Source organism: Pseudomonas sp. LBUM1661, from assembly GCF_059695925.1.
The window spans coordinates 2,068,585-2,081,154 of sequence record NZ_CP166794.1 but is presented as its reverse complement, the minus strand read 5'-3'; the positions used below and the strand labels follow the sequence as shown (position 1 = coordinate 2,081,154).

Below are 12,570 nucleotides of genomic sequence, written 5' to 3'. Positions count from 1 at the left end.
AAGCGGCTAATGCTATCGGAGCACCGCCAAAATTGCATCCGGTGCGCTCGTCTAATCTGGCTAAGATGGTCGCTTGGGGGCTTTTATCGGCTCGGGGTTTATCAGTACCGGAGCATTTATGCGGCTGGCCTTGGGGGCATTGCTGTTGATCAGCCTGAACGTCACGGCCGCTGAAGCGCCGTTACGCTTCGTGGTGCCTGACAGCTGGGCGATGCCGATGGTGCAGCTGGAACGTGGCAAGCCGATCCAGGGCATCCTGTACGACGTGATGGTCAGCCTGGCGACCCAGGTCGGCGTCCCGGCCGAATTTCACGTACTGCCTCGGGCACGGGTGCAAAACGCCATGGAACACGGCGAGGTCGATATCCGCTGCTATGCCGCACAATCCTGGCTGCCGAATCAGTCTGGCGATTACATCTGGAGCACTCCACTGTGGACTCAGCCCGACATATTGATCAGCCGCAAATCCCCGTTGACTGCCGTGGTTGCGGCTAACCTGCCGCCACAATCCATCGGCACGGTGCTTGGCTACAGCTACCCGACGCTGCAACCGCTGTTCGACGCCGACCGGCTACGTCGCGAAGACGCGCGCAATCAGGAGCAGGTGCTGGAAAAACTCCAGGCCGGACGCTATCACTACGCAGTCAGTAACCAATGGACCCTGGATTGGTTCAACCAGCGCCTGTTGCCCGACCGACAACTGCAAGGCGTGGCCGTGTTGCAGGAACAAAACGTCGGTTGCTACGTGCGCAACGATCCCAAGGTGCCGGTGCAGCGCATCCTGCGCACCTTGCTGCGAATGAAGATGTCCGGGGAGATCGATGACATTATCCGCCTCTACATCGGCAGCCCCGCAACGCTGTAGCAGCTGCCGAAGGCTGCTACATGGACGGTGTCAGCCGGTTTGATCGAACACCTGCCATTGCGCTGGCGCGACAAACCTTTCGACCCAGCCCGGCACTTCGGCGGGTGGCATCGGCCTGGCGATGAAATAGCCTTGGGCAACGTCGCACCCCAGGCGCAGCAGCAATTGACCGTGCTCGAGACTTTCCAGCCCTTCGGCGATCACCTGCCGCCCAAACGCGTGAGCCAGGCCAATCACGGCGGTGGTCAGGGCCAGGTCGTCGCGATCATTCAGAATGTCGCGGACAAAGGACTTATCGATTTTGATGGTTTCGGTTCGCAAGCGCTTGAGGTGGCTCAGGGACGAATAACCGGTGCCAAAGTCCCCCAGCGAAAACTGTACCCCCAGCGCCTGACAGGCCTGCAAACAGACGCTGACATGCTGAATGTTCTCGACGGCCACCGACTCGACGATTTCCAGATCAAGCATCTGCGGCGCGACCTGGGTATGACGGGCGAGTACCTGGCTGAGCCGTTCGACGAAATCGGCGCGCTGAAAATGCCGCGCCGCGATGTTGATGCTCACCGGCCAGTGCTTCCCCGCCTGTTGCCACCGGAGCAATTGCGACAGGACCTGATCCATCACCCATTCACCGATATCGATGATCAAGTCGGTCTCTTCGACCGGCGGCAAAAACTCCCGGGCAGACACGATGCCGTTTTCCGGATGTTCCCAGCGCAACAACGCTTCGAAACCGACGACCTCGCCACTGCGCATGTTCACCTTGGGCTGAAAATGCAAACGCAGTTCGCCCATGACCAGCGCCTGACGCACTCGCTCAACCGTCTGGTGAGTGGCCTTGACCTCCTGATCCCGGGTCACGTCGAACACATGAAAACGATTGCGCCCGTTCTGCTTGGCCACGTACATGGCCTGATCCGCGTGACGCAAGAGCATTTCGGCATCTTCGTTATCGTCGGGGAACAACGTCACGCCGATACTGGCAAACACATTGATGGGCTTGCCATGCAGCGAGTACGGCGCCGAGATCGCCCCGAGCACCCGGTTCAACGCTGCACGCAATTCCGTCAGGTCATGCACATAACGCAGGACCAGTACGAACTCGTCACCGGCCAGCCGTGCCACCACATCTTCGCCGCGCAATATGTCGCGCAAGCGCTTGGCCACTTCTACCAGCAACAGATCACCGCTGGCATGCCCATAACCATCGTTCACGGCCTTGAAACCGTCGAGGTCGAGCATGCACACCGCCATCGGGATTTTTTCCTGCCGGGAAAACTCCAGGGCCTGATCCAGCAGATCCGAGAGGAACGCGCGATTCGGCAAGCCAGTCAGCACGTCATGCCCAACCCGCCATTGCAGGGAGTGCAGCAACTGGCGCTTTTCGCTGACATCGAAACGAATCGACAGGTAACGGTCGACCTGTCCCGTGTCCTCATCAAGCACCGGCACCATGGTGCTGTCGACCCAATACAGGCTGCCATCCTTGGCGCGATTACAGATTTCGCCCTTCCAGATGTTACCCAGGGCGATAGAGCGCCACATGTCGGCGAAGAAATCAGCCGAGTGCAGGCCGGAATTGAGGAGACGATGGTTCTGCCCGAGCAGTTCGTCACGGTGGTAACCGGACACGGCGCAGAATTGATCGTTGACGTAGGTGATCCGACCCGTCGGGTCGGTCTCGGAAAAAATCGCTGCGGCATCCACAGCCCTGCGGTATTTCTCATCCATGAGTCAAAGCTCGCTGTCACTAGCGGTGGTACCGATGAACATTTAAAACTTGGATCCAACGCGCGAATGCTACCGCAAAGTTGACGGCTTCGGTTGATCCGTCTCAACCGAACATCTGAAGCCTGCGATTTACGTACCGTTGTAAAAATCGGAAACGACAAAACACCGCCCTGGGCAAGACCCTTGGCAGAGCAACAAGAATGTGAATTTGGCAGATAACGCGAGAGCGTCTCGCGGTGCGTTATGGAGGCAACCCCACCAGCCACACCCCGGCACACAATGTTCCCGCTGTGGCTGCTTCCTTCCGGATCTGACCAGGTTCACGGGTAATCGTTGCGGGGGGACCGATGGGGTCACCATAACGACGCTCACCTGACGGCGAGCCGCGCCATTGTACCTATCTGAGACGAAGTTACAACCGTTCGGGCGGATTAAAAAACATGAGCTTCTTCAAGGACATGCACAATCCCGCAAACACCGCCGTCCGTAGCAGCTGGCGAAGCCTGCGTTCGGCTGCGCAGCAGTCGTCAATCTGCTAAACGCGGTCTATCTGAAAAAGCCGCACTGCCTGATTTCACGACTGCTGCGCAGCCGAACGCAGCCTTCGGCAGCTGCTACAGGTCTTGCACCACGTCATCGGCCTTGCCGCCCTCTTGCTGGATCACCAGGTGGATGAAGTGCAATTTGGCGATCACCGCGGGCGGCAGGACGAACGGGTAGAAATCCGGTTGGCCCATGCTGCGCGACAGTTCATTGAGCATGCCGGCCAACTCGATCCACGCATTGACGAACGACAGGAACGCCGCGCCGCCGGGGTGTTGCGGGTCGTAAAGGGTGCTGGACGGAAAAGGCTGGTAGTCGAAGTCCATTTCCCGGGCACTCATGCCAAACCCCAACGCCGTGTCCACCGCGTCCATCATGTGCAGGTAATGAGCCCAGGTTTCGGCCCAATCCTCCCACGGGTGCATGGTGGCGTAGGCGCTGACGTAATGTTGCTGCCAGTCGAGCGGCGCACCTTGCTGGTAATGGCGCTCAAGGGAATCGGCGTAGCTCGCACGTTCGTCGCCGAACAGGCCGCGAAACGGTTCGAGCCAATGGCTGTTGGCGATCAGCCGGTCCCAATAGTAATGCCCGACTTCGTGCCGAAAATGCCCGAGCAGCGTGCGATAAGGCTCGTGCATTTGCACCCGGACCTGTTCGCGATGGGCATCGTCGGCTTCTTTGATGTCGAGGGTGATCAGGCCGTTGGCATGCCCGGTGATCGGCGGCTTCCCTTCGAGGTCGACGCCGATGAAATCGAACGCCAGGCCCGTCTCTTCGTCCACGGTTTTGGGCGTCACCTGCAAACCCAGGCTGACCAACTGTGCAACCAGGCGCCGCTTGGCCGTTTCGACCTTGCGCCAGCGGTCAGGGTTTTCCTCTATCGACAGGTCGGGGATGGTGCGATTCAGGCTACAGGCGATGCACAGCGCAGCGTGGTCATTGGCGGGCAGCAACCAATTGCAGGCTGCCGGCGAATCGAGGTTGGCGCAGCGGCGGAACACGCCAGCCTCGGGCTCGGCGTCGAGCAACCAGGTGTCCGCCTGCGGCCCCGGCTGCAATGAAGACAGGCGGCTCTGTTCCGCTTGATAGCCCAGCGCCGCCGAACAGGCCAGGCACTGGCTGTTGCGGAAGAACAGCGACTGTCCGCAGCGACAATGCCAGACCTTGCTGTTGCGCGAACTCTCGCCCATGAAGGGCGCGGCGATGCGCGAGCTGAGCTGTTCGAAGAAGCGGTACATGGCGATCTCTCCCTGGGGCTTGCCAAGACTAGATCATTCCTGTGCCATGATCGTTCCCGCTTTTTGCGCGATGGCGAATATCGCTATCGCGAGCAGGCTCGCTCCCACATTTAAAACGGTTCTGCCGAAAGAACGCGGTCAAATGTGGGAGCTGGCCTGCCAGCGAATGGCATCACACGGTAATACCGTGCTGACTCAAAAACCCGACAAATGCCTCTTCATCCAGAACCTTCAGCCCCAGTTCATTGGCCTTGGTCAACTTGGAACCAGCACCCGGCCCGGCGACCACGCAGTGGGTCTTGGCCGAGACCGAACCCGCCACCTTGGCGCCGAGGCTTTCGAGCTTGTCCTTGGCCACGTCGCGACTCATCAATTCGAGCGAACCGGTCAGCACCCAGGTCTGCCCGGCCAGCGGCAAGCCTTCGACGACTTTTTTCTCGCTCTGCCAATGCATGCCGAAATCACGCAACTGCTTTTCCGCGGCTTCGGCAATCTGGCGATTCTCGGCGACCGCAAAAAACTCGCGAACCGAGGTGGCCTGCTTCTCTGGCAACGCTTGACGCATGTCCAGCCAGTCCGCACTGAAAACCCCTTCCAGCGAACCGAACTTGTCAGCCAGCTTCTGCGCCCCGCCCGGCCCGACCGACGGGATGTGCAGCTTGTCGAGGAAACCGCCCAGCGTGGTGCTGGCGGCAAACTCGGCGCCCAATCCACCTTGATCCTGAATTTGCAGGCCGTGCCTGAGCAGATCGGCAATCACCTGCTGGTTATGTGCATCTTCAAAGAAACTGTGAATCTCGTGAGCCACTTCCAGGCCGACGTCCGGCAAGTACGTGAGCACTTGCGGCAACGCCTGCTGAACCCGCTCCAGCGAGCCGAGAGAGCGCGCCAGCACCTTGGCCGTCTCTTCGCCGACATCGGGAATCCCGAGGGCGTAGATGAACCGCGCGAGGCTTGGCTTCTTGCTGTCTTCAATGGCGCTGAGCAATTTTTTGCTCGACAGTTCGGCAAACCCCTCCAGATCGACAATGTCCTCGAACTTCAGCGCATACAAATCGGCCGGCGAACTCACCAGGCCTTCGTCGACCAGTTGCTCGACGCTCTTGTCGCCCAGCCCTTCGATATCCATGGCCCGGCGCGAGACGAAGTGAATGATCGCCTGCTTGAGTTGCGCACCACAGGCCAGTCGACCGACGCAGCGATACACCGCGCCTTCACTGACGGTCTCGCGCCCCTTGCTGCGCTTGACCAGTTGCGTGCGCTCGACATGCGAGCCACAGACCGGGCACTTTTCCGGAATCTGCACCGGCCGCGCGTTATCCGGGCGACGCTCGGTAACCACTTGCACCACTTGCGGAATCACATCGCCAGCGCGGCGGATGATCACGGTGTCGCCGATCATCAAGCCCAGGCGCGCCACTTCGTCCATGTTGTGCAACGTCGCGTTGGCCACGGTGACGCCGGCCACCTTGACCGGTTTCAAGCGTGCCACTGGCGTCACGGCACCGGTGCGACCGACCTGAAATTCCACGTCGAGCAATTCGGTGAGTTCTTCCATGGCCGGGAATTTGTGCGCGATCGCCCAGCGCGGTTCGCGCGCGCGGAAGCCCAGTTCACGCTGGGACGCGATGCTGTTGACCTTGAACACCACGCCGTCGATTTCATAGGACAGCGTATTGCGGCGCTCACCGATGTCGCGGTAGTAATCCAGGCACTCATCGATGCCATGAGCCAGCTTCAGCTCGTGGCTGATCGGCATGCCCCAGGCCTGCAATTGCTTGAGATTGCCAATGTGCGTGTCGGCAATGTCCGCCGAAATCTGGCCGATGCCGTAGCAGCAGAACTCCAGCGGACGGTTGGCGGTGATCTTCGAATCGAGTTGGCGCAAGCTGCCCGCCGCCGCGTTGCGCGGGTTGGCGAAGGTCTTGCCGCCGACTTCCAGTTGCGTGGCGTTGAGCCGTTCGAAACCGGCCTTGGACATGAACACTTCGCCGCGCACTTCAAGCGTCGCCGGCCAACCGCTGCCGTGCAGCTTGAGCGGAATGTTGCGCACGGTGCGCACGTTGACGCTGATGTCTTCGCCGGTGGTGCCGTCGCCGCGTGTCGCGCCGCGCACCAATACGCCGTCCTGGTACAGCAGGCTGACCGCCAGGCCGTCGAGCTTCGGTTCACAGCTGTATTCCACCGCCGCGCCGCCGCCAAACAGATCGCCAGCCGGCAGGTCCAGACCTTCAGTCACCCGACGATCGAATTCGCGCATGTCGGTTTCTTCGAAGGCGTTGCCGAGGCTGAGCATCGGCACTTCGTGGCGCACCTGGGTGAACGCCGACAGCGCCGCGCTGCCGACGCGCTGGGTCGGCGAGTCGCTGGTGATCAGTTCGGGATTGGCCACTTCGAGGGCCTTGAGCTCGTGGAACAACCGATCGTATTCGGCGTCCGGAATGCTCGGTTCGTCCAGCACGTGGTAGCGATAGTTGTGCTGATCCAGCTCAGCGCGCAGCTCTAGAATGCGATTTTTGGCGGCGGTCATGGGTGTTCTCTCATAAAGCAAAAGAGCAGCCGAGGCTGCTCAATCTGTTAAAGCTGTACAAATCATTGTAGGAGCCAGGCTTGCCGGCGAAGGCGATCTTACATACGCCTTCGCCGGCAAGCCTGGCGCCTACGGATCAACGTTTCTGGGTCAGGGCGCGACGTTCGAATTCAACGATGCGCTGACGGTAATGCTCAATGGTCTGGGCAGTCAGCACACTGCGCTGGTCGTCCTTCAGTTCGCCGTTGAGCTCCTGGGACAATTTACGCGCCGCAGCCACCATCACGTCGAAAGCTTGCTTCGGATGACGCGGGCCTGGCAGGCCGAGGAAGAAACTCACCGCCGGCGTGCTGAAATGGTCGATGTCGTCCAGATCGAAGACGCCCGGCTTGACCGCATTGGCCATGGAGAACAGGACTTCGCCATTACCGGCCATGCTTTCGTGACGGTGGAAGATGTCCATCTCGCCAAAGCGCAGGCCGCTTTCCAGAATATTCTGCAACAGCGCCGGGCCTTTGAAACCGGCGGCGTCACGGCAGATCACGCTGATCACCAGCACTTCTTCGGCTTGCGGCTGTTCCTTGTCGCTGACCGAAGGTGCGGCCTTGGTGTCATCCGGGAAGTCGTCGTCTCGGCTGCTGAAGCTTGGGCCGCCGTCCAGGTCCAGGCTGAGGTTCATGTCGCCCTGAGAAGGCTCGCTGTGGCCACGCTTGCCGCGCTTGGAACCCGACTCACGGGGTTCACGGGCAGGCATGCTCACCGACGGCAGATCGTGCTCGTCCAGTTGCGGTTCTTTGTGGGTGTCCAGGACGCGGGGCGGGCCCAACAGCTCGGCGCTGGTGTCCTCGTCCGGCAAATTGGACAAACTTCGGTCAAGACGGAATTTAAGTTTTCCCTTGCCGCCGCGCATGCGACGCCAGCCATCGAAAAGAATACCGGCAATGACAATAATGCCGATGACGATCAGCCACTCGCGCAGACCGATTTCCATGTAATCCCGTGCCTCTATAAAAAATGCTGAAAAATAAGGGGTTTACAACTCGCAAACCGCTTTAAAACGTGGCGCCAACTCTATGTTCTGACAGGCGTTTTGCCCACGTATACGAAAAATTGACATTAAACTAGCACGACCAAAGGTAACTTTACACCGTCTGTCACAATGGCTTGAGCGAATATGTCGATTGGCCAGCAAGTAGCAGCCGATAATTCACCTGACTGCTCACGAATTCCTCTCGCACATTGTCCTACAAGGCCAGGACTCAGGCGTCCACCATTGCCATCGCCTCCTCGACATCGACGGCTACCAGTCGCGAGCAACCCGGTTCGTGCATCGTCACCCCCATCAGCTGATCAGCCATTTCCATGGCGATCTTGTTGTGGGTGATATAGATGAACTGCACCGTCTGCGACATCTCTTTTACCAGCCGTGCGTAGCGTCCAACGTTAGCGTCATCCAAAGGTGCGTCAACTTCATCGAGCATGCAGAACGGCGCCGGATTCAACTTGAAGATGGCAAAAACCAGGGCCAATGCGGTCAGGGCTTTTTCGCCACCGGAGAGCAAATGGATGGTGCTGTTCTTCTTTCCTGGCGGCCGCGCCATGATTGTTACCCCTGTATCGAGTAGATCTTCGCCCGTCAGTTCCAAATACGCGCTGCCTCCACCGAAAACTTTTGGGAAAAGTGCCTGAATTCCGGCATTGATCTGATCAAAGGTATCTTTGAAGCGGTTTCGGGTTTCCTTGTCGATCTTGCGAATCACGTTCTCGAGGGTATCCAGCGCTTCCACCAAATCGTCGTTCTGCGCATCCAGATAACGTTTACGCTCGGATTGTTGCTGGTATTCGTCGATGGCCGCCAGGTTGATCGCACCGAGACGCTGGATACGCGCCGCGATGCGTTCAAGTTCTTCCTCGGCCTCTTTCTCGTTGGCCTCGGTGGTCAGGGTCGCCAGTACGCCGTGGAGGTCGTAGCCGTCCTCGAGCAACTGATCCTGCAAGGTCTTGCGACGCACGTTCAGGGCTTGCCATTCCATGCGCTGGGTTTCGAGCTGGCCGCGAATCAATTGCGATTGCTGCTCGGCCTGGCTGCGACGTTTTTCAGCGTCGCGCAATTCGCGGTCAGCGTCTTCCAGGGCGATCTGCGCGGTCCTGAGTTCTTCGTCAACGGTCATGCGCTTGTCGAGCAATTCTTCAAGTTTCAGGCGCAGCTCTTCCAGCGGTGCCTCGCCCTCCTCCAGATTGAGGCTGAGCTGTTCGCGCTTCTCGGTCAGGCGCTCGGACTGCATTTCCAGACGCTCCAGCGCCTGACGCGTCGAGTCATGTTGCGCCTTGAGCGAACCCAAGCGAACCGCCAACTGATGAGCGTGATCCTTGTGCTGACGAGCTTCCTGACGCACGCGATCAAGACGTTCGCGCAGGCTGTCGCGCTGGGCCAGCAGCAACTCGCGCTGCTCGGTGTCGAGCGCCATGCTGTCGAGGGCTTCCTGCAATTGCAGGCGCGCCTCACCAATGTTTTCGTGCTCCAGCGCACGCTGCTCAGCCAATTCGGCGAGCTCTTCGTCCAGCCGGGTACGCCGCAAGGTCAGTTGCTCAGCCTTGGCTTTGCCAGCGGACAACTGGGCTTTCAGCTCACCCTGCTGACGCGCTTCGTCTTGCAGCAGACGGCGCAAATGTTCGCGACCGTTTTCCTGCTGACGCTGCTGCGCCCTGAGCGTTTGAAGTTTGGTTTCCAGGGTTTCGACCGTGGCTTCGCGCTCTTCGCGTTCCAGGCCCAGACGCTGGATTTCCTGACCACGGGCGAGCACACCGCTTTCCGCTTCACTGGCCCGGCGCACGCGCAGAAAGTGTCGACCAACCCAGTAACCGTCGCGGCTGATCAGGCTTTGGCCGACACTCAACTGAGCGCGTAATGCCAAGGCCTGTTCGAGACTGTCTACCGGTTTGACCTGGCCCAGCCACGGCGACAGATCAATCTGCGCCTCGACCTTGTCGAGCAAGCTGCCGGGCACGCGTACGCCATCGCTGGCCGGGCTGAGCAAGCGAAGATCGCCCTGGGCAAACCCGGCCAGATCGAACTCGCCGAAGTCGTCCACCAGCACCGCTTGCAGGTCGGCGCCGAGCACGGTTTCCACCGCCAGTTCCCAACCGGCTTCTACCTTCAGGCCTTCGGCCAGACGCGGGCGATCGGCCAGATTCTGCTCACGCAGCCATTCGGCGGTGCCGGTGCTGGGATCGAGCGCCGCTTGCTGCAAGGCTTCCAACGAGGCCAGTCGACCGTTGAGCCGCTGCAAATCGCCCTGCGCTTGCTGCTGGTTTTGCAGCGCCTGCTGCAATTCCTGACGCAGTTGCTCAAGGCGCTCGACCTGCGCTTCTTCGCTGGCCTGCAAGTCTTCGAGGGTGGCCTCGGACGCGGCCAGTTGCTCGTTGAGCTCCATGATCGCCGCGTCTTCCGGGTCCGCCGACAGCAGCGCGCGTTCTTCGCCAAGACGCTTCTGCCGATCAGCCAAACGTTCCATGCTGGTTTCCAGCTGCTGGATCCGCGATTGCTGCACTTCGGATTGGCGACGCGGCTCAGCGGCGGTCAGGTTGAACGTGTCCCACTGCTCCTGCCAGGCATGCATGGTGGTTTCGGATTCTTCCAGCGCGGCGGCCGCTTCTTCGGCGGCGGCGCTGGTGACTTCCTGTTCCGGCGTGAGCATGTCCAGCTCTTCGCCGAGGGTCAGCAGCAACGTACGGTCGTGGCCCAGGTGCGACTCGGTTTCCAGGCGTGCGCGCTCGGCTTCCTTCAAATCATCCTGCAACTGACGCAACCGCTGCTGACCGTGCTGGATGCTTTGCTCGACCCGGGCGATGTCGCCGCCGACCGAATAGAAGCGTGCCTGCACCAGATTGAAGCGCTCGGACAGGTCGTGGTGCCCGTCACGAAAGCGTTCGATGCTCGCATCGGCATTGCGTTGCTCGGCCACCAGCGCTTCAAAGGTGATTTCCTGATTGCCGATGATCGCTTCACGCTGGCCGACCTGCTCGTTCAACGCCTGCCAGCGCAGGGCAGACAGTTGGGCTTTGAGCTGGCGCTCTTCGCCCTTGTATTCCTGATACTTTTTCGCGGCTTCGGCCTGGCGGTGCAAGCGTTCGAGCTGACGCTCCAGCTCTTCGCGCAGGTCGGTCAGGCGGGCGAGGTTTTCGTGGGTGCGGCGAATGCGGTTTTCGGTCTCGCGCCGGCGCTCCTTGTACTTGGAGATGCCCGCCGCTTCTTCGATGAAGTTGCGCAGGTCTTCGGGCTTGGCTTCGATCAGCTTGGAGATCATCCCCTGCTCGATGATCGAGTAGCTGCGCGGGCCCAGGCCGGTGCCGAGAAAGATGTCGGTGATGTCTCGACGGCGGCATTTGGTGCCGTTGAGGAAGTAGCTGTTCTGGCTGTCGCGGGTCACTTTGCGGCGAATGGAAATTTCCGCATAAGCGGCGTATTCGCCAACCAGCGTGCCGTCGGAGTTATCGAACACCAGCTCGATGCTCGCCTGGCTCACCGGTTTGCGGCTGGTGGAGCCGTTGAAGATGACGTCGGTCATCGACTCGCCACGCAAGTTCTTCGCCGAACTCTCGCCCATCACCCAACGTACGGCGTCGATAATGTTCGACTTGCCGCAGCCGTTGGGCCCGACCACGGCCGCCATGTTACTGGGGAAGTTCACCGTGGTCGGGTCGACGAAGGATTTGAACCCCGCCAGCTTGATGCACTTGAGCCGCACGCTTAAGCGTCCGTCAGGGCGGAAACCACCAGATCGCTGCTGCGCTGGGCATACGCCGTCAGCACTTCGCGGATCTGCGGAAAGTCACGGGCGATCACGGCGGCGAGCAGGCGTTCGAACAACTCCAGGAACTCGCTCATCGAGGCCTTGCGCTGTTCCAGGGCGAGGAAGTACGCGCGGCTCATGGCCGGTTGCAGGTTCTCGACGGTTTCCTGCAAGTACGGGTTGTTGGCGAACGGGTACGCGGCGCGCATCACACTGAAGCTGTCGTCGACGAACGTACGGATGTCCTGGCGTTCATAGCTGGCGGTGAGGCGCTGCTGGATCTGCACGAACGGCGCCAGGTCGGCCTGGACTTGCCAGCCCGTGGCCACGGCGTTGCCGAGCAAGATATAGAGCTCGCTCATCAACGTGCACAGGCTCTGCACCTTGTGCGCGGTGAGTTCGGTCACGTGGGCGCCCCGTCGCGGCAGGATCGCGATCAGGTGGCGGCGCTCGAGAATCAGCAAGGCCTCGCGGACCGAACCGCGACTGACATTGAGGGCCAGCGTGACCTTCTGTTCCTGGATGCGCTCTCCCGGCTTCATTTCGCCGCGAATGATACGTTCGGCGAGGTGGTGAGCGATTTGCTCGGCGAGGCTGTCCGGCGCCTTGAACGTCATGGTTGTCCTTCAAACTCTTCGATCTGCACAAGCGGCGCAGTGTAGCGCAATTGATACGCCAGGGCGGAGTGCCCACTCGGCGGTTTTTGGCACGATTCAAGCAAAAAGCAGGCTATCCCGAGAGGGTCAATAATGAAGGAACGAGTCGTTGATCGACAAAATGCTATTTCCTGACCTTTAAGTCAGAAAATCATTGACCGGAAAGTCAGACCTGATAAATTCGGTTCAAGTCGGTTAACAACAATAATGAGTC

General features: G+C 60.1%; 7 protein-coding genes and 1 other RNA gene. 1 reads left to right on the top strand and 7 read right to left on the bottom strand.

The window, feature by feature from the left end; genetic code table 11:
- Positions 1-118: 118 nt before the first annotated feature.
- Entirely contained in the window at positions 119-865 is a 747-nt protein-coding gene (locus tag ACA057_RS09600; RefSeq protein ID WP_497347777.1) for a substrate-binding periplasmic protein, read from the top strand.
- Between the two features lie 30 nt (positions 866-895).
- Here the strand turns inward: ACA057_RS09600 and ACA057_RS09595 are convergent, their stop codons facing one another.
- From ACA057_RS09595 to ACA057_RS09565, 7 genes are all read right to left on the bottom strand, one after another.
- Positions 896-2,596: a putative bifunctional diguanylate cyclase/phosphodiesterase gene (locus ACA057_RS09595; RefSeq protein WP_497347775.1), complete on the bottom strand. Its 1,701-nt coding sequence runs from the start codon at positions 2,594-2,596 to the stop codon at positions 896-898.
- 253 nt (positions 2,597-2,849) lie between these two features.
- Positions 2,850-2,946: signal recognition particle sRNA small type (gene ffs, locus ACA057_RS09590), an RNA gene on the bottom strand.
- A 264-nt stretch (positions 2,947-3,210) separates the two neighbouring features.
- Positions 3,211-4,377 (bottom strand): zinc-binding metallopeptidase family protein, encoded by a 1,167-nt coding sequence (locus tag ACA057_RS09585; RefSeq protein WP_497347773.1) that lies wholly within the window; start codon positions 4,375-4,377, stop codon positions 3,211-3,213.
- Between the two features lie 172 nt (positions 4,378-4,549).
- The gene (gene ligA, locus ACA057_RS09580; protein WP_497347771.1) at positions 4,550-6,907 is read right to left on the bottom strand and encodes an NAD-dependent DNA ligase LigA; all 2,358 of its coding nucleotides are present in this window, start codon (positions 6,905-6,907) and stop codon (positions 4,550-4,552) included.
- Positions 6,908-7,043: 136 nt separating this feature from the next.
- Positions 7,044-7,898 carry a cell division protein ZipA gene (gene zipA, locus ACA057_RS09575; protein WP_497347769.1) on the bottom strand — a complete coding sequence of 285 codons (855 nt, stop codon included), beginning with the start codon at positions 7,896-7,898 and terminating at the stop codon, positions 7,044-7,046.
- A gap of 268 nt (positions 7,899-8,166) precedes the next feature.
- Positions 8,167-11,655, bottom strand: a complete 3,489-nt coding sequence (smc, locus tag ACA057_RS09570) for a chromosome segregation protein SMC (protein WP_497347767.1) — start codon at positions 11,653-11,655, stop codon at positions 8,167-8,169.
- Positions 11,656-11,657: 2 nt separating this feature from the next.
- On the bottom strand, positions 11,658-12,317 hold the full coding sequence (locus ACA057_RS09565; RefSeq protein ID WP_401353735.1) for a GntR family transcriptional regulator: 660 nt from the start codon (positions 12,315-12,317) through the stop codon (positions 11,658-11,660).
- Between the last annotated feature and the right edge of the window lie 253 nt (positions 12,318-12,570).